General features: G+C 47.5%; 19 protein-coding genes. 10 read left to right on the plus strand and 9 right to left on the minus strand.

Features of this window, described 5'->3' with window-relative positions:
- Positions 1-80 precede the first annotated feature (80 nt).
- The 5 genes from IKQ95_01950 to IKQ95_01970 form a co-directional block, all read right to left on the minus strand.
- Positions 81-716, minus strand: coding sequence for a hypothetical protein (locus IKQ95_01950; GenBank protein ID MBR4195458.1), 636 nt, complete (start codon positions 714-716; stop codon positions 81-83).
- A gap of 307 nt (positions 717-1023) precedes the next feature.
- A complete protein-coding gene (locus tag IKQ95_01955; protein ID MBR4195459.1) occupies positions 1024-1614 on the minus strand; it encodes a hypothetical protein in 591 nt (196 codons plus the stop codon).
- 12 nt (positions 1615-1626) lie between these two features.
- Positions 1627-2148, minus strand: coding sequence for a hypothetical protein (locus IKQ95_01960; protein ID MBR4195460.1), 522 nt, complete (start codon positions 2146-2148; stop codon positions 1627-1629).
- Entirely contained in the window at positions 2114-2824 is a 711-nt protein-coding gene (locus IKQ95_01965; GenBank protein ID MBR4195461.1) for a hypothetical protein, read from the minus strand. The genes IKQ95_01960 and IKQ95_01965 overlap by 35 nt, the downstream gene beginning before the upstream one ends.
- 517 nt (positions 2825-3341) lie before the next feature.
- Entirely contained in the window at positions 3342-3785 is a 444-nt protein-coding gene (locus tag IKQ95_01970; GenBank protein ID MBR4195462.1) for a Stealth CR1 domain-containing protein, read from the minus strand.
- 323 nt (positions 3786-4108) lie between these two features.
- Here IKQ95_01970 and IKQ95_01975 point away from each other — a divergent pair, with 323 nt between their 5' ends.
- The 10 genes from IKQ95_01975 (at position 4109) to IKQ95_02020 (ending at position 13618) form a co-directional block, all read left to right on the plus strand.
- Positions 4109-6601, plus strand: coding sequence for a leucine--tRNA ligase (locus IKQ95_01975; protein ID MBR4195463.1), 2493 nt, complete (start codon positions 4109-4111; stop codon positions 6599-6601).
- A 62-nt stretch (positions 6602-6663) separates the two neighbouring features.
- Positions 6664-7056 (plus strand): ester cyclase, encoded by a 393-nt coding sequence (locus IKQ95_01980; protein ID MBR4195464.1) that lies wholly within the window; start codon positions 6664-6666, stop codon positions 7054-7056.
- Positions 7057-7159: 103 nt separating this feature from the next.
- Positions 7160-7780, plus strand: coding sequence for a prepilin-type N-terminal cleavage/methylation domain-containing protein (locus tag IKQ95_01985; protein MBR4195465.1), 621 nt, complete (start codon positions 7160-7162; stop codon positions 7778-7780).
- Positions 7781-7798: 18 nt separating this feature from the next.
- Positions 7799-8728: a hypothetical protein gene (locus IKQ95_01990; GenBank protein MBR4195466.1), complete on the plus strand. Its 930-nt coding sequence runs from the start codon at positions 7799-7801 to the stop codon at positions 8726-8728.
- 15 nt (positions 8729-8743) lie between these two features.
- A complete protein-coding gene (locus IKQ95_01995) occupies positions 8744-9757 on the plus strand; it encodes an LD-carboxypeptidase (protein ID MBR4195467.1) in 1014 nt (337 codons plus the stop codon).
- 45 nt (positions 9758-9802) lie between these two features.
- On the plus strand, positions 9803-10720 hold the full coding sequence (locus IKQ95_02000; protein ID MBR4195468.1) for a hypothetical protein: 918 nt from the start codon (positions 9803-9805) through the stop codon (positions 10718-10720).
- 78 nt (positions 10721-10798) lie between these two features.
- A complete protein-coding gene (locus IKQ95_02005; protein MBR4195469.1) occupies positions 10799-11710 on the plus strand; it encodes an AEC family transporter in 912 nt (303 codons plus the stop codon).
- A gap of 76 nt (positions 11711-11786) precedes the next feature.
- Positions 11787-11939: a hypothetical protein gene (locus tag IKQ95_02010; GenBank protein MBR4195470.1), complete on the plus strand. Its 153-nt coding sequence runs from the start codon at positions 11787-11789 to the stop codon at positions 11937-11939.
- 15 nt (positions 11940-11954) lie between these two features.
- On the plus strand, positions 11955-12644 hold the full coding sequence (locus tag IKQ95_02015; protein ID MBR4195471.1) for a hypothetical protein: 690 nt from the start codon (positions 11955-11957) through the stop codon (positions 12642-12644).
- A complete protein-coding gene (locus IKQ95_02020; protein MBR4195472.1) occupies positions 12560-13618 on the plus strand; it encodes a BACON domain-containing protein in 1059 nt (352 codons plus the stop codon). The genes IKQ95_02015 and IKQ95_02020 overlap by 85 nt, the downstream gene beginning before the upstream one ends.
- 29 nt (positions 13619-13647) lie before the next feature.
- Here IKQ95_02020 and IKQ95_02025 read toward each other — a convergent pair whose 3' ends face one another.
- From IKQ95_02025 to IKQ95_02040, 4 genes are all read right to left on the minus strand, one after another.
- Entirely contained in the window at positions 13648-14211 is a 564-nt protein-coding gene (locus IKQ95_02025) for an RNA 2'-phosphotransferase (protein ID MBR4195473.1), read from the minus strand.
- A gap of 50 nt (positions 14212-14261) precedes the next feature.
- Positions 14262-15506, minus strand: coding sequence for a dicarboxylate/amino acid:cation symporter (locus tag IKQ95_02030; GenBank protein ID MBR4195474.1), 1245 nt, complete (start codon positions 15504-15506; stop codon positions 14262-14264).
- A 157-nt stretch (positions 15507-15663) separates the two neighbouring features.
- Entirely contained in the window at positions 15664-17556 is a 1893-nt protein-coding gene (locus IKQ95_02035; GenBank protein ID MBR4195475.1) for a hypothetical protein, read from the minus strand.
- Positions 17557-17666: 110 nt separating this feature from the next.
- Positions 17667-19271, minus strand: coding sequence for a mannitol dehydrogenase family protein (locus IKQ95_02040; protein MBR4195476.1), 1605 nt, complete (start codon positions 19269-19271; stop codon positions 17667-17669).
- Between the last annotated feature and the right edge of the window lie 190 nt (positions 19272-19461).

Here is a 19461-nt window from a genome sequence, read left to right on the forward strand (position 1 = left end):
AGCCAGTTTAGGCATAATAGGCGGCTGTATCTATAGACAATGAAAGGTTTTTAGCTTGATGAACACATTGTCGCTCAAGCTCATTTTGCGTAAGTGTCTGGCGGTGTCAAATTTTTTACCTTCCGCCCACGTTCCTTACCAATAGCGATACCTTCTTTAATGCCGACATTGTAAATAGTCTTGCCTTCATGTTCAAGAACCTGACCGCCCATAATATCGTTCACTCCCTTTCGGACATTTTTATATTTAGCGGCTAAATTTTCAAGCACCTTTTTACTCATATCGAGAATGGTTCTTCTGTAATAAGCTGATATTAATCCATCACCCATAGCTTTTTCAAGCCTAAGCATAAAGTCAACATATATACTTTTCAAAGTCTCTAATGCTTTCTTGTCTTTGTTGAACTTCGGGAAGTCCTCCTCAAGGTTGAAAATGTAGAAAGGTAGAAGGAAGAACAGATTTTTATCGAAAAGCTGCTGCAAAGAGTAAGCATTAACCTTGATGATATGTACATCAAAGGAGACAGAACCGCCCAGAGTGTTAATGATGATGTTCATAGAATCTGGAGTATTGCTGTTTGAGCGCAGGAAGAGGACAGCGGCATGAGGGATAGTGACAATGAGCTGGTAATTGGAGACAGTACCTGAGTCGAGAGCTTCCTGAGTAATGTACTCAAAAATTCTGATGAGCATAGTATCATCTTTTTTGACTGGCATTCGATGATGAATTTTTCTTCAGTGCCATCGCTTGAGATAATGGAAAAAGAGCTGTCAGTAATGCGCTTCTGTTCATTGCCGTCCTGCTGGTTAATGAAATGCTCATTAGGGTGAAAAACAATCTTTTCGCTGCCCGTGTAATGTTTGCCGAAAACTTCATTGACGAGAGGAATGAGAAGAGTAATGCAGTCATTCATCATGGTTCTGTAGGGTAGGAAAGCACCGCCTTGTATCGTTTCCGAATATAGGTCTGTGCAGTCCCCCCTCCAAACCGTGCTTGCACCTCTCAATGCACACGGCTTTCCATTTATACTTTTGACGGATTAGTGATTTTCTGGTGGCATTCATGGCATAATACTAACGTTTTGCGTTTTCTGGCTATCATTGCCTGCTCCCATTTCGTTTTACCTTTTAGGTTTTTCATCTTGTTCACGTGGTGAATTTCGTATTTATAGTTTTCTCCTTCTACTCCGCACAATTCGCATTTTCTCGCTTTCAATCTAGCTTCTATTGTGCTTCGCGTGTTTGTACGCACTCGTATTAGGATTGTATCTATATCCTCGCTATATTCCCTTCTATGGAAGTCTGGATATTTCGCTATAAATAACGACTTTTTACCTTTCGTTGTTTCGTAAGGTATACCCCATCTGTGTCCTATTCTGTATTTTTTTATAATTTTAGATATGCTTGTCCTATGTTTACTGGCTAATGTTTTAAGACAGCTATATTCCATAAGGTAAATGAAATAGTTTAATTTTGCAAAATTGCTTGCCATTCGGTAATAATTACAAATTCCCCTTGTTTGGGCGTTATACGTATCTACTATTTCAAGGTCGCTGTATACTGTCAGTGCGCTCTTGTGAATTGGGGTCATCTTTCCGTCTTGAGCCTGTTCCACTATGTGGTGTCCCTATAGAAATTCTTCTATTTTCCGCATAGGTATTAGCAGTTCAACTTTATTCTTGATTGTTCGTTGACGTATGCCGTTGATCGTTTTCTTGACCTTGTTAGTGCGTCTGACGTTGATATTATATCCGAGAAAATTTGCATTTTCTGAGCTGTGCGTTATTTGAGTTTTCTCTTCACTCAGTTCTAATCCTAATTCTTGGGCTAGAAATAGTTTTAGCTCCTCTTTGATTTTCTCTGTTTCCTTGCGTGTTCCTGATATACCTATTATGAAGTCATCAGCGTATCGCACGTATACTAATTTCTTGTCGGTGGCATTTTTGCTGGGTAACTTCCGTAACTCGACTTTAGCTTTATGTATCTGTTGAAGCATTTTCTTTCGGCCTAGAGGGTCTGTTAGCATAGAATACTGCTTCTTTAGCGTCATTATTCTATAGCGTTGCTTATTGTAGACATGAGTTCGCCTGTTTCCTAAAAATACTTCAAAGTCATTAGACATTAATTTTACTTTTTTTGTCCAGTTCATTCAGATATATATTAGCTAGTATCGGTGATAATATGCCTCCTTGAGGTGTACCGCTGTAAGTTTTGTGATATACCCAATTTTCCATGTATCCGGCTTTAAGGAATTTTCTGATTAAATTTAAGAACTTGCTGTCCCTAATCTTTGATGACAAAATACTTAATAAGATATTATGCTCTATACTATCAAAACAGCCTTTTATATCTCCTTCTATAAACCACTTAATACCTCTAAAACTGTAACTTATCTCTTTTAGAGCAGTATGGCAGCTTCTTTGTGGTCTAAATCCATGTGAATGGGAGCTAAAGAGAGGCTCATATATTGCTTCTAGTATTGAGCGTATAATTTCCTGTATTAATTTATCCTTAAAAGACGGAATACCTAGCGGACGCATTTTACCGTTGCGTTTTTCTATGTAGGTTCTTCTAACTGGTCTAGGCTCGTATTTCAGCTCTTTGAGTTCCGTTATAATTTTATGTATGTAATCAAGACTGAAACCGTCTGCTGTATCGTTATCCGTCCCTTTTGTCCCAGAACCGCGATTTGCATACAAATTTTGATACGCAATAAAATAGGTATCCTCCCTGAGTAAATACCTGTATAGGCGTGTAAAAATTTCCTGTGAATGCTTGCTAGAATTTTCCCTAATTCGTTTCAAAATTTCTGATGTCGGTTTCACTTGAGGTTTTCCTCCCTTTCATCATCAATTTTGAAGTCGTATAAACTACATTCCTTCGCCATGTAAGGGATATTACCCTCTCAAACTACTACGAATGTTCCGTATTCATAGATAGTATTCAAGTCCATTGACTATAGCCCGTAGGCATCTATCCTTAGAATATCCCCAGTTAGCATTGTTGCTAGGTAAATACGGATTGTCGGTTTCACTTTAGACCTTTTAACACAGGCTCTCCTGCTCGTGCTGTAACTATTGCAATCATTCTATGTCTGCATTCCGTAGAATTAGACAGTTACAGAGTAGGTATCAGGCTAATTTCCCGCTTCTTGACGAAAAAGACACTCAAGTCTCGCGTTAAGTAGATAACTTAAACCTCATATCCGATTGTTGTTGCAGTTCAGTCGTACCATTTAGCCTTTGGATAACTTACCGCTTTCCTGCCGTGCTTTGTTCCCGTATCGGCTTTCGCCTTTCGGTTAGGCAGGTCAACTCGCTCATGATTGAGAGTGTTAGTACCTTAAACTAATATCAACAATGCCCTATCTGGGCGCACGAATACATCATCATTGAAGTACACGAATTTTTCCGACAGCCCTTCAATTCTGTGCATGTTAAGCTCTATCGGGTGTGAGCTGAACGTGGGAAGCCATTTATGCGGGATATAGTCTTCATGCCTCACAAAATGTAGTTTAGGGTGATTCAGGTTGAGCCACTTGGGGATCTGGCCGCATGTGATGAAATGAATCCTCCTGACCCACGGCGCGTATTTCTCCGCGGCTCTGAACCAGTACGGGAGAATGCCCCAGTCCCGGTAGCGAGCTTCATCCCCGTCTAAGACTTCCGATTTTCCGTCCGTGCTGTACTGCGCTTTCTGCTTCTGCCACTCGGGGTCTGAGCCGTCAACCCATGGCATCACAAAATCTATGTCTGAGCATGAATCATCCCGGAAATTATCGGCCATTATAATCTCGTCAGCCTTTCTTTTTACTGAATTTCGCTGATTATATCACGCATACCGTATAATTCTGCGGCGAGTCAGGCTATCAGTCTCCCAAAATTGACATAAGAGTGGCGGTGTTCAGGGACGGAAAAATACTGCTTGTTCGCGAGTGCTCCGGGAAATAAACTCTGCCCGGCGGATGGTGCGAATATAACGTATACCCGGCTGACAGCACAGTGAAAGAAGCCGGCCTCAATGTATCAACACTGGACAGCGGAATTTGATTAGCGCGTGTATAATTCCTCCGTAAACAACAAATCCCAAACGGAGGTAAAAATTCATTCATGCCCTATAATTTTGCCGACATAGAATCAAAATGGCAGGAACGCTGGAATGAGTCCCGCTGTTTTGAGTCACATACAGACCCTTCACGGGAAAAATTTTTCTGCCTCGAAATGTTCCCGTACCCCTCCGGCGCGCTTCACATGGGACACATTCGGAACTACTCAATCGGAGACCTTCTCGCAAGATTTCACCGAAAGAACGGGAAAAATGTCCTCTACACAATCGGCTTTGACTCTTTCGGAATGCCCGCCGAGAATGCCGCAATAAAGTACAAGACAAAGCCGCACGACTGGACACTCTCGAATATCGCCTACATGACACAGCAGCTCAAGCGCATGGGCTACAGCTACGACTGGCGGAGAGAGGCAATTACCTGCCTTCCCGACTATTACCGCTGGAATCAGTGGATATTCCTGCAGATGTACAAGCGCGGGATAGTGTACCAGAAAGAAGCCCCGGTGAACTGGTGCGAGACCTGCGGGACTGTCCTGGCGAATGAGCAGGTTGTTGACGGAGGCTGCTGGCGGTGCGGGAATCCCGTCCACAAAAAGAGCCTCAAGCAGTGGTTCATCAAAATCACAGACTACGCGCAGGAATTGCTTGACGACATAGAGAAGGAATTAGCAGAAGGATGGCCGAGACGAGTCCGAATCATGCAGACGAATTGGATCGGACGCTCTGAGGGCGCGAGGCTGTCATTCAGAATCCCGGAGCTTGATTATAATCTTGAGGCATTCACAACGAGGTTTGATACAATTTTCGGCGTTACGTTCATAGCACTTGCCCCGGAACATGAATTAGTCCGCAAAATGATGGACTCAATGAATCCTGACGAGGCACAGAAGCTCGCGGCGTTCGTGAAACAAGTCTCTTCACAGTCATCAATAGAGCGTTCAGACGCGGGCGCGGAAAAACTCGGCTTCAGGACTCCTTTTTACGGCGTTAATCCCGTCAACGGCAAGAAGATTCCCATCTGGGTGGCAAATTATATCCTCATCGACTACGGAACGGGCTCGATTATGGGAGTCCCGGCACACGACCAGCGCGACTTTGATTTTTGCAGGAAGTACGATATTCCTATTATCCCCGTCATAAATCCTGAAGACGGCACAAAGTTAGACGGCGCGACAATGGCGCACGCATTCGAGGACGACGGCATAGCGTGCAACTCCGGGAAATTTGACGGCATGAAGACCGCTGACGCAATCCCGGCCATGATTGACTGGGGCGAAAAGGAGGGAATCTGCAAACGTGAGGTAAACTTCAAGCTCCGGGACTGGCTCATATCCCGCCAGCGTTACTGGGGGACTCCGATTCCGTTCGTCTACTGCGAGAAATGCGGAGTCGTTCCTGTCCCTGAAGATCAATTGCCTGTGAGACTGCCGGAAGATGTTGAAGTGAAAGACGTGGGACGCTCCCCGCTTCTTGACCTGCCTGACTTCCTCAACACTACCTGCCCTCACTGCGGAGGCCCTGCAAGGCGCGAGGCTGATACGATGGATACATTCTTCTGTTCGTCATGGTACTTTGACCGCTATTGTTCGCCCGGCTGTGAAGAGTCTCCGTTCAGGAAGTCCGATGTAGATTACTGGATGCCCGTTGACCAGTACATAGGCGGAATCGAACATGCCTGCCTTCACCTGATATACGCCCGGTTTTTCGCAAAATTCCTCAGCGACATAGGACTCACAGAATCCCGCGAGCCTTTTACACGTTTGCTGACTCAAGGAATGGTGATTAAGGACGGCGCGAAAATGTCAAAATCTCTTGGCAACACCGTAGACCCTACAGAGATGGTGAAAAAATACGGGGCTGACACGATTCGGCTGTTCATACTTTTTGCGGCTCCCCCGAATAATGATCTTGAGTGGTCAGACAGGAACGTAGAAGGCGCACACAGGTTCTTGAATCGTGTGTGGCGATATGTTGAGGAGAACGCCGAAAATCTCAAACAGAACGAGAAAATTATTCCCATGTCGGAAATAAAATCCCCGGCGTTACGGGAGCTGAAGCGGAAAATTCACACGACAATAAAGAGCGTTACAGATGACATTTCAGCGGAGAAACAGTTTAACACCGCCATAGCCAGACTCATGGAGCTTACGAACGCAATATACTCCGTCAGCGATGACTCCCCGCAGGCATGGGACATCAAGCGCGAGGCTGTAGACTCCCTGCTCAATTGCCTGTCGCCCTTCTGCCCGCACATTACCGAGGAATTGTGGCAGATGCTCGGACATGATGAGATGTTATGCGTTTCGCCGTGGCCTGTTGCTGACGAGTCCGCTATGGTTCAGGACAGTGTTACGGTTGTGGCTCAGATTAACGGGAAAATGCGCGGGAAATTTGAGCGTCCCGCAGGAATGGATAAGGACGAACTAGCAAAAAGCATAATGTCCGAGGACTTCATAGCCGAGAAAATCGCCGGAAAAGAAATCGTGAAGGTTATCACAGTCCCGGACAAGCTCGTGAATATTGTCGTCAAAGGTTAATGACGGTCTCCCCTGCTCATAACGGGCGGGGGATTTTTGCATGATGGAAGGAAGTGAAAACATTGAGGGAAATAATAGAGCGTTTCAGAATCATGATTAACACGAACGACAAAAAACTTGCTGAGGAGCTTATCGCACCCGGCGCGGAATTTCAGAGCCTCACTTCGCCCGAAAAACTTTACGGCGGAAGCGGGTATTTATCTGTCGTGGATTTCATGCGGAAAAGTTTTTCTGATATTCACTGGGAGATTGAAGACACTGTTTCAGAGGGGAACAAAATCGCGGTGAGCTGGATTTGCTCAGGGACTCATGACGGCAATTTTATGGGCATTCCGGCAAGCGGCAAAAAGTTTTCATTCCGCACAATGAATTTCTACTATCTCAGCGAACACGGCAAAATCATAAAAGATGTGGCGGCGCAGGGGATAGCAGGCTTGCTTGACGCGATAAGGTGATGAAGTCTCCTGCTCACTGACTGAAAGAGGGCGGGAGATTTTTTTTGCGTTGTTGATAAAATACACACACAACGAACCACACACAACTAGGAGGAGATTATTCATGTTACATTCCGTAAAGAAGAAGGGGTTTACGCGCATCGAACTGTTAATCGTAATCGTTGTGATTGGAGTCCTCGCGGCCATATTAATGATGGCATCTTCCGAAATAATATGGACAGCAAAAGCCGTTAAGATTATCAATGACTTGCGTGTGCTTCGTACTGCATTTCAGCAATGGTATTTTGACAACTCGAGGAATATAAAGGAAGCGGCTTCTAATGCCTCGGACCAAGGTTATCATCTCGTGATAGACGGAAAAGAGATAAGATTTCATGAGGCACTGAAATCAGATAATTACGGCGTGAAGCGTTATCTCGAAAACTCTCACTTTAACCTCAATAACGGCAAATCAGATGACTGGCAGAACATGTACGCGACAGTAGGGGGGTACTCAGTGTATTTGGGTTTCACTAATACAGTAGGCTATGTTGTGTACAGGATTTCGGACAAAAGCGACAAAAGCGACTATTCGCGGCTAAGAGACAAGCTCAAGAGCAGGGCAAAGTCAGCAGGACTTGTTTACTATAATTACAGCGGGAAAAAAGAAACATCCTACAACAGAGAAAATTTTGTGTGCATGAGAGCTTTTATTGTGGACGACAAAAACCTGAAAACTGAGTAAGCAGACACGCATAGCATTATGCCTCACTTGATCGCAATCGAATATTCAGAAGCCCAAAGAAGGCAGCTAAAATCAGAAATTGACCGACTCAGCAAAGCGGGTTACTCGTTGTCGGCCAAATATGACGCTGAGACTTTCGGGACTTGGGATAAACTTTTCGAGTCCGCAATAACGCCCGGGCTTTTCGCCGAACGTGAATTAATCGTTGTCGAGAACGCTGAAATTCTCGGAGCTTTCCCCGAAAATTTATCGGCCATGATTGAGGATGACAAAGCTGATACTGTAATAATACTCGTCTTCAGCACTGACACAAAAAACTTGAAGGCAGTCGCAAAATCTATCACACTCATAAAGCCGGAAGCCCAAATTCCTCCGTGGAAACGGCAGGCGTGGATAATGTCTCTCGCAAAGGAGCAGGGACTCAGAATCTCGCAGGACGCGGCGAATCTTCTTGCCGACAGCATAGAGTCTCAGGAGGAATTACGCGCGGAGATTCTCAAGCTCGGAATTTATGCTGACGGCCGTGAAATCACCCTGAAGGACGCGCAAGACCTATCATTTGACGAGGGAGGCCGGGCAATGATGATGTTTCTTGACGGAATATGCGCCTGCAATCCTCACGATGTCGCAAAAGCAATCAGCCACCTTAATGATGACTCCCCCCTCCCGATAATCGCGGCAATCACAAACAGACTCCGCCCCGCGCTTATTCTCTCACTGTTTCAGGGGAAATACGCTGACGAGGCATTGAAGGCCGCAGGATTTGACCCCGCCAAAAAGAATTACGCCATCAACAAAGCAAAGTCGGCCCTCAAAATTTACGGTGCCGAGAGAATCAAAATATTCATGGCCGAATCTGCCCGGCTGTCATTCTTGGAGAAGACCTCACGCGCTGAAGGCTGGCAGGGATTCGAGTCGGTTATATGGAGTCTTATGGCTAAAATTTAAGCAGGAGGAATAACAATGAGGAATTTATACGTATTAATCATAGCTGTAATTTTGTCCCTGCCGAATATCGCGGAATGCGCCGGGATATTTCACACGCTCAAATCAGGCGATGTAATCGGGATATTAGCACCGTCAACTTACGCTGAAAGCTCTGACCTTTACGGGGGCATAGAGGCTCTAAAGGCAAAGGGCTACCGCGTGAAAGTCGCACCGTCAGCAACCGCAATGTATGAGCATTTCGCCGGGACTGACAGAAGACGCGCAGAGGACATCAACGACATGTTCCGGGACGATTCCGTGAAGGCAATAATCTGCGTCAGGGGCGGTTACGGTGCGGCGAGGACTCTCGGAATGCTCGACTATGACATGATAGCCCGGCACCCTAAGCCCTTTATCGGTTTCAGCGATATTACGGCACTTCATATCGCGCTCGCAAAGAAGGCCAATATTCCGACAATACACGGGGCTATGCTTGTCTCGTTCACGACAGAAAGATTCATGTCCGATTACACGTCCGGGAATTTCTTTGCCGGACTCACGAATCCGAATCCCATCGGCGAAATACCAATGCCGGAAGGATATAAACTCGAAACCGTAACACCCGGCCGCGCTGAAGGCGTAATCATCGGCGGGAATCTCACTGTCTTAACATCGCTTGTCGGGACTCCGTATGAGCTTGACGGGAACGGCGCAATATTGTTCCTTGAGGAAATCGGCGAGAAACCGTACAGGGTTGACAGAATGCTGAATCAGCTTTACCAGAACGGATTATTACGGAGGGTGAGAGGGATTCTTCTTGGTGATTTTGTCGGCTGTGAAGATGAAGACGCTGACGGGATAAATGATTTCACGCTTGATGACGTTCTGAGGCATTACGCGAGAATTTCACGCAGGCCGGTGATAAAGGGGGTCCCTGCCGGGCATGGGAAGTACAATATGTTTCTGCCTTTCGGAGTTCATGCGGTGATGAATGCCAGCGATGACGGATCAGCAAGTTTAGTGATTGACGGTTCGCCGTTCGTGAAGTAGTTAGAGTATAATATCTACATCCAGTTTTTACGGAGGTGAAAAATTATGCAGGTTACGTCAATGTTATCTGCTGGCTACCTTGAGCCGATGCAGAATGTCTCCCGTATACAGAAAATAGCGGAGTATGAGAAAGAGACAGACCAGTCGAAGCAGCTCAAGGAGCAGGAAATTTTAGCGGAGGAACAAGCCCTCAAAGCCAAGCTCGGAGACTCGGCGCAGGTTCATACGGTATATCATTACACGATGGGTACGGACGGAAAACGCTACATAACGGGAGCTTCCGTAACCATGAAGGGCAGTGAGGAAGACCTTAACCGCGTTGGCGGAGGACTCGCGACAGAGGACATACAGAGCCGGAGCCGCGAAATCAATGAAGCACTCAGGAAAGAGTCCGACAAGGACGAAAAGAATCAGACCGTAATCAAAGCTCAGGACGAAAAACGCAAGGCCGAAGCAAAGAAAGACAAGGCCGAGGACGAGAAAGACTCCCAAGTCCGCGAGCTTAAACAGATTCAGCAGGAAGTAATAGCCCATGAGGCAGCCCATCAGGCCGCGGCGGGCGAGCTAGGCGGAGGAGTCAGCTACACTTACATACAAGGCCCCGATGGTCAGAAATACATAACAGGCGGGGAAGTCCCGATACATTTCAGGGAAGGCGCGACTCCTGAAGAGACCCTGCGGAACATGCAGAAAGTTCAGGCGGCGGCAAACGCTCCGGCAGACCCCTCCGGGCAGGATATGAGGGTTGCGGCAAAAGCGGCGGCGCTGGCGGCAAAGGCAAGAAGCCAAATCGCGCAGGAAAATCAGCAGGAACAGCACACCGAGACCGTAGCGAAAGGGACTCCGATATTTGAGGCCGTCAAGAATGAGAGTCAGCAGCAAGACCCGGAAAAGAACGGCGTTATGTCAGTCCTTGCGGCGGTGAAAGAATTGCAGATAATGAGCCTTATACCGGCGGCGTAAAATCATGATGATGACTTTGTGAGTCCTTCCGCGAAATTTCTGCGGGAGGATTTTTTTGCACACTGAGAGGATATTAACATGAATGTTTTTGAACGTATGCTCAATACTCAAGCCCTAATGTTTATCTATGTCGTTACGGGAATCATCATGGCAAAAACTGGAATCCTAAAGCGTGAAGCCCGGTCAAGTTTCATACATCTTCTGCTTGATATAGCACTCCCCTGCATGATATTAAACTCGTTCAACATTGAGACAAGCATAGAACAGCTCATAGCCGCCGGAGAAATTATGCTCATTTCGTCATCCTGCGTGCTAATTTCATGGGTTACGGCAAAAATTTTCTGGCGCAAAAAGCCTCATGGCCGCAAAGCCGTTCTTGAGTTCGCGACTCTCTTCTCAAACGCCGGAAACGCAGGTATGCCTATCGTTAATTCAGTTTTCGGGGCTGAAGGAGTCTTCTATGCCTCGTTCTACTTGCTGCCCGTCCGTATACTGATATGGACTGCGGGACTCTCTCTCTTTGTCGAAACAAGCGGGACAAAGCAGCGGATGATGATACTTGCGCGGACTCCGAGCGTTGTTGTTGTGTTTCTGGGAATCGCGCTGATGTTTCTACCGTTCAGGCTTCCTGCTGTGCTGTCTGTTGCGGTGAAGAATATCGGCGACATGACCGGGCCTCTGTCGATGATGTTAATCGGGGCGGCACTGGGCGAGTCGAATCTCCGCGAGGCTTTCGACACTGACGCATTAATCCTGACGGGAGTCCGTCTCGTCGTTCAGCCGTTAATCTTCCTGTTCCTGTTCCGGGGGATTGGAGTGCAGGCTCTGCTGTGGCAGGTGGCAGTGATACTTACGGCCATGCCTGCGGCGGCAAACACTGAGATTTTCGCGGAGATGTACGGAAAAGATTACGTGTTCGCGGCAAAATGCGTAGTAGTCTCGACAGTCATATCACTTTTCAGCGTCCCGATTCTGACTCTTCTCTTCTGAAGTAAAGCCGTAATTTTTGGTGTATAATCTCCGAAATCTCACACACTCGATTCAAATAAAGAAAGATAATGATACCATGAGGAAAAGCAAATATTTCCTGCTTGTAGCCTCGGCGGTTCTTGTTTTTGTCGCGCTCATTTCCGGCGGGTGCGGGGGCAGCGGAGGAGGGACTGTAGCAATCACGGGCGAAACGAACGAAAACGGCACGAACGAAAACGGCGGAGGATAAAGCGCAGAGCTTGACTTGCCGTCAATGTTCGACATCAGGGCAACGGTTGAGTTCACGGCAATGATTGATGAGCTTAAAGCCGAGGGAGTCTGGGCAAAAATTGAATCTCAAGAGCTTGTTTTCATCAATGATTCTGTTGACTCGGAAGTCATCAGCAAATTCAAGAACGGTGCAATACTCACAGTGTACCAGCCGACAGAATATGACATGGCCGGGCTTTTCGAGTTCCTCAAAAGAATGTCAGCTGATATTTCCGGGATCGACACAGGCACAGACATCGAAATCATAGCAGTAACGAAGCGCACCGCAGTCGGCTCAGTTGTCAGCGAGGATAATATAGTGCGTCTCGATAATATTTTCTTTTATCCGGACATAAGCACGCTGGTTTCTGTTGACGCGGATTCAACCATCGAGGATGTGGAGAAGGAATATATCGACATGCAGGTTGAACGGTGGAAGAGATACTATTACTGGCGCGCCTCTCTTGACGAAAAAACGCGGGCGAACGCGGGCGAGGCGGCGATGCTGAAGTCATCCGCGGCTGAGGACAACAATGTTATCGACATATCGCGGGTTCTTTCGGGTAATTATGACTTGTATATCTTGATGACGAGTACATTATGTACAGAGGCACCCGCACAAACATTCTTGAGTATAATGTGCATTCGGTGCATTCATTCACAGATCACAGCGATTATTTTGTAGTAAGCTCAAACTTCAGCACGAAGCCCAAAAAAGTAGATACGCAGGCGAGAGTCGTTCTTCCTTACCAGCAGCTTGGAACCGCGCAGACTACTGAACTGGCCTATACATGGTTCAGGGGACTCAGAGGATACACAAGCGGGTTTGACAGCAAAATAACTTTCGGCGAATGCGTCAAGACCTCAATGCCTGACGGAGTATCAGCGGGGACTCAGTATAGCGAGAATTTCATGTGGAGCAATGACGGTGTTTTTGCCGGGCATAGTTTCGGGGAATTTTACGGGGTTCATTTCTCCGGAAACGTCAGTTTTGACGCTACAAATATCACCGTTCTGAACAACTCTGACACATCATCGGCGGCGTTCAGCTCGACAATTGACAGGCCGGTGGATGAAACATCTTCATGGAGCCAGGCCGCGGCAAATGAGGCTTCAAAGAAAGAGCTGAAGTTTCCTGCGTTTACTGTGATGAAAGTCGGCCAAGATGAATGGAAGAAAGGATATGAGTCCAAGGAGCTGACATTCAGCGGTGCAGTGAGTGAGGGTACTGTTGTCCGCAATTACTATTTCCGAAATCGTCAGTCGCAAACTATCTTTGAGGCTAAAAGGCTTGACATGGCATATACCAAAAATTTCTCGATTGCCTTCAAGAATCCCAATCCCCCGATGCACTCGACAGTACATCAGAGATATTACGCTTGGCACAAACAGAAAGGCGCGGCGGCAGTCAGGATTCATTCTGAATGCGACTGGCAGCTCATAGTTGAGTCAACGGCAAGAGACTGGATAACATTCGACAAAACAAGCGGGACAGCTACAGGCCCTGAAGGTGAGTGGGTGAGGTTCACGTATCCCGAAAACAATACAGGACAGGCAAGACACGTCAATATAATGCTGGTGGCCTATCCCTACGATGACAAGTCAAAAATAGAGGCTACAGTCTTTGAGATGTACCAGTCAGCCGGCGATACCATATAACATAAGGACAGACATTTTCCCCCCGGCTTTCACTGCTGAGGGGGATTTTTCTTGCTGTCCTCCAAGTATTGCGGAGGGACAAATTTCACCTGCCACACTCCGTTTTCTGAAACAAAAAATTTATGGTCGTCCCTGAACATTTTCCCGGCTCTGACTGTGAACACAAACGGTTTTCCCTTTCGCCTTCCTGTTTTCATGGCCGTATCGTAATCATTCGACAAGTGAACGTATAATCTTGTCATCGGCTTCAGCCCCTCGGCTTTTATGATTTGCGCTGTGTCCTGTGATGTTCCGTGATAAAGTATTTCAGGCGGCTCTTGTTCTTCAAGCCCTACATCAACATTCACTGAATGACCCTGATTAGCCCGAATATATTTCCCGTCATCGCTGAAGGAATATCGGCCTTTTCTGTCATTCGAGACTATCTCCCGGAGAATCGCAATATCAATAGGGTGTATATTGCTGATACCGTCGATGAGGTCGCTGACTTTTGCCCAGCCATGAGAGTCCAAAGTTATACCGATGATTTCCGGCTCATGTCTCAAAATTTTTGCTATAAATTTACTGAGTGAAGAAAATTTTTCCCGTGCCATAAAAAAATCCCTCCCGCAGTCATTATACAGGAGGGAGGAATTTCACCGGGCTATGCTCTTGCGACTCTCGCTTTCTTGAGCCAGTCTTTTCCGTCAACAAAACGCGACACAATGAACGACACAACATAATCCCCCGCCGCATTAATCATCGTGGCAGGAGGGTCAACAAGATTCCCTATCGCAACAAGAATCGGGAACGCAAGCTCCATATGATTCGGGAAGAACAGAGCGCAGATAATGTACTCCCCTATGTAGCCCCCGCCCGGTACTCCGCTCATACCGACAGCCGAGAACACCGCCACAAGAACAATCATAGGCAGATCCGAAACCGTCAGAGGCTGGCCGAGTACGCCCATGACAAACGCAATTTTCAGCACACACGAGAAGCAGGAGCCGTCCATGTGCATTGTAGCTCCTAGGGGAAGCACTATGTCCGAAACATCGCGGGAAATCCCGGTGTCAGCGGCGGCCTCCATGTTTGTGGGAATCGTCGCAACGCTTGAGCATGTACCCAGTGAGACAACAGCAGGCTTTGTTATGTGCCGGAACATTTCCCGGACTCCCTCTGCCCCCGCTCCTATCCACGCCATAATCGGGAACGCCGTGAACACATAGATGAAGCACACCGGGTAGTACAGCAATAACGCCCGGGCGTAATCCTCCGAGATTTGCGGGCCGTATGTCGCAACAAGGTCGGCGAAAATCGCGAAAAACGCAACAGGCGCGTAATATGTTACGATGTTCACGAACTTCAGCATTACGGCTGTGAGGCTCTCAATGAATTTCCGCACAGGCTCCCCGGCCTCGCCGCTGAGATTGACCGCGAAACCGAAAAGCAGCGAGAACACTATCAGCGGGAGCATTGCCCGGCGCGTGAGAAGCCCGACAAAATCCTCAACCGTGAAGAAGTTTACGATCATCTGCGTTATTGTGGCATGATTTCCGATCTCCTCGTGGGCTATGTGAGTCCATGCTGACGTTACCGGCGGGAAAATCATAACTAGCCCGAAATATATCACCGCCGCGATTGCCCCGGTGATAACAAATGTTGCGACAGTTACCCACATTATTCGGCCTGAGCGTGAAAGATCCCGCGTTCCGGCGATTGCACCTGAGATTGACGCAAACACCATCGGAACAACAATGCAGAACATCATACGGATGAATATAGTTCCGAGAAAAGCAATGTTTGACGAAAATCCCGGGTAAATATAGCCCGTTATAGCTCCCAGAATCATGGCGAGCAAAAGAACCGTGAGGAAAAAATAATTTCTTGCTACAGAATGAGCTTTCATTAATTCTGCCTCCTGTGAATTTTTTTGTGAGACAGGGATATTATAGACTAAGTGAGGTCGTTAAAGTATGTGCGCTTCAAATCTCCCTTCATTTTTTGCCCCGGCAGAAAAAAAATCCCCCCCAGCTTTCATGGCCGGGAGGGAAATATATTAGTCCCTATTCAGCACCGATTCTCTCGTTGTTTGACTGGTGTAGCTCAAATAATGTTCTCTCCTGCTTTGTCTTGTCATTGTAGGGATAAGATACGAGATACATATTCGCGTGCCTTCCGCTCCCTGAAGTGTTTTCGTGAATCGTGAAAACTACCCACTCGCCTTCAGAACCCGTTGCTTTTCCGCTCGTCTTCTCGAAAGTTATCCAGCTTTCCGCGCCATTCTCAAGCTCGATATTCCAGTCGCTTTCGGAGAATACCCTGACCGCCGCGGCTATTTCGTGCCTGTTACAAGCGTAATATCTCTGATGAGTCGTTGAATGTTTCGGCGGGATTGGTGTCTTGACGCTGAGATGGAAATTTTTGCTGAATACCGCGTTGATTCTGGGATAATGCGTGTCATAGTAATCATATCCCTTCAGCGACGCGCCTTCACGGATTCTCCCGCTGAATGAGACCTGCACAGCGTCATACCCTGCTTTCCAGTCGCCCGATGAGACTTTGAACACCGAGTATGTCGGAAGCCTATTCGCTGTTATCGAGGCACTATAAGCAGAAAATCCGCTCTCTGTTGATGACGAATCCGCAGGCCAGTCAAATAAAGCCGTGAATTTTGCTGACTGCTGCCCAGAGTCATTGAGGACGGTTATATTTGCCGCGTCATAGGAAAGAGGCTTGGAGAAAGATACTCCGTCAAAGACTCCGAAATCATCCCCGGCAAAAATCCCTTCACCGTTCCACGTGAAATTCTCGCGGTACACTGTCCCATGCGCCGCCCCGTCAGGCATGGAGGTTGTCAGGAGGCTGCCGGCATTGGCTGAGTTTTTCGTCATTGAGACATCAAGCTCCGCCGCCCTGGTGAATCCCCTGATGTACGGAAATTCAACAGTATAAACGCCCTGCCTTATAGGGGGGAGGCAGTAACTATCCCCGGCGGTGATTGGGTTTGTGTAAAGGCTTGAGCCTACAACGAAATAATCGCAGTGATCCGTGAACGAATGAACAGAATATATCTGATAATCAAGCATGTTGTTGCGTGATGCCGAGTAAGACATGTAATTTCTGCTCTGCTTCTGACCGTGCCATGTGTCTATGCGGGTGTTGTCCGGGGAAGTTTCCTGAGCGTCCCATGTCCATAGCTTGGTGTAGGAGAAATCGTAAGTGCCTGAGACGACCTTCGAGACATCAACAATATTGTTGTTCCCTGACGCTATTCCGTCAATGTTCGCGGCGGTGCGGAGGTTTGCCTGAGTCCTATCGTCAAGCGAGGCCAGCCAGTAAAAATATCTCCTCCAGCGATCAATCTGCATTTTAAGATATGCTTCCTCGACCTCATCGGGAGAAGTATAACCGTCAGCAGAAACTAGCGTACTTATATCCGGCACAACGTAAACGAAAATATTATCGAGCTGTAATATATTGTCTTCGCTGATAGCTGTACCGCTTGCAGTCCGCTTTGTGATGGCGATGATTTCAATGTCCGCGCTTATGTCAAGCATTGAGATGTCAGCCGACATGCTTTTGAGGAACGCGAACGCCTTTTCGAGGTCATTTTCTGTAGGGTAGTACATAGTAAGCACTCCGCCATTGTTATAGTTGCTGATGACCTGCGAGTCAATGGAGTCGAAAACGTTGTAGAAGGTGAGACTGTCAATTTTGTCCCAGATTCCCTCGGCTTTAAGTTCGTCAGTCATGGCGGTAAATTCTTCTATGGCTCTTATCTCGAACATTGAAGGAAGGTAAAGCTCTGCACTTTCTCCGCTTTCCTGCCCGTCATTGTTGGTTACCGCGACAGTACCCCCTCCGCTGCCACCGCAACCGCCGGAAGCCAGCACCGCAAAGACAAGCATAGCCGCGGCCATGAGCCAGAGATGGAATTTGCTTCTTGAAATTCTCATAAAGTATCAGGACCTTTCATCGATAAAAATCGTGGTATTGAAATAAGTATATTATACACAAAAAAAGACCTGATTCCCCCTCAGCAGGAATCAGGCCGGCAATTTCTCACTTACGCAAGATACTTCTTCAGGGTCTCACGCACTGCACCATACCCGGAAATCTCAGAGCGGAATATAGCCTCTATCTTTTCACCGAGTCCAGCCTCATAGAGATTCACGCCGAATATATGCGCGTTGCTCAGAATCGGTTTCAGCTTTTCGCCGACAGTCTCAGGCTTCCCGATTTCGACTCCCGCCAGAATTTTCGTCATCTCGTCATTCATAGGGTCAGGGGATAATTCATACTTCCCGCCTTTGTCATCAATTCCGAGAAGGTATCTCAGCCATCCGGCAATGGCCAGCGGAATCCCCGTCAGATTCTCAGCAGTCCCGGAGCGTTTCACCCACGCTTTGACCGTCTCGCCGAAACGGAACGCCAGCCCCTGCGAAATATCCGTGGCGATTCGTGCGCTCGTGTCGCCTAAGTACGGATTCGGGAAACGCACCTTCATGCACTCATCGAGAAATTTGCGGGGCGACAAGATTTTAGGGTCATCGACAACCGGCAGACCCTCCGAATATCCGACAGCCTCAGCAAGCCGGGAGAGTTCCGGGTCATGCATTCCGTCAGCAAAAAGAGTGTACCCAAGCAGAATATCATACGTGCAGAGTGCCGAATGAATCGGATTCAAGCAGGCTGTAACCTTCATGCGCTCGGATAGGTTGACGGTGTTCCTGTCGGCCATGTATACGCCGTAATTTGACGCTTCAAGCTCAGGCCGTCCGTTTGGGAATGAGTCCTCGATTACGAGATAGCCGGGGGCTTCAGCGTTCACGAACGGGGCAATGTATGTGCGCTTTGACGTTACGACAATATTCATATCCTCAACGCCGAGTCCCGTGAGCATTTTTGCGACCTCCTCAGACGGGCGCGGGGTAATCTTGTCGATCATCGTCCACGGGAATGACACGCGGCTTTCATCTTTCACGTAAGCGACAAATTCAGCAGGGACAAAATTTTTCTCCTGCCATTTTTCCGCCGTCTCTATGACGCTTTCACGGAGCTTTCTGCCGTTCTGCGAAACGTTGTCCATTGACACAAGCGCAATGGGGAACGCTCCTGCCCTGAACCGCTCAAACAACATGGCCGTGATGACTGCCATCGCTCCTTTGGGATTCGCAGGGCCGTTTGACATGTCGGACTCAACGAAGGGGAAATATTTTCCGTCTGAGCCGTGAAGGGCGTAACCTTTCTCGGTGATTGTGAATGATACAAGCTGAAGAGTTTTCGCGGTGAAAATTTCGGTGAGTCGTGCGCGGTCTTGAGGGGCTTTTACGGCTTCAGTGAGTGAGCCTAACACCCGCTTGTCGGTCTTTCCGTCCTCATGGAGAGTTACGGCGAGTGCTAAATTGTCGAACGGGTAATATATCTTGTCGGCCACATCGTAATCGAACGTCTCAGCGCAGATTATGCCGGTGTCCATTTTCCCGGAGCGTATGAGGCTGTCCGCTATGCCTCCGACAAAAATACGGAAAATATTTCCGATGCCGAAATGAATCCAGCGGGGATTTCTGCGGGTGTTCTCTGCGATTTTCTGAGGGTCATACGGGGGGAGGTCGATTCCGGCGTTTTTCCATGCGGCAGAATCTTTGAGGCCGTCATAAGTCAGGCGCATAATGAATCAATCCTTTCACTGTTTATATTTGCTGTTATGGGTGAAAAAATTATAGCAAAAAATTCTGTATAAGAGACGCTCATAACGATAACTGAAGGCCGCGGCTTTCCGTCTGCGCTTTACTGCGTTAATGAAAATTTTTGACGGGATTGTAATATAATACATTCATTCACAATTCACATCACAGAAT

The sequence above is a fragment of the Synergistaceae bacterium genome, from assembly GCA_017540085.1.
GTDB lineage: Bacteria > Synergistota > Synergistia > Synergistales > Aminobacteriaceae > JAFUXM01.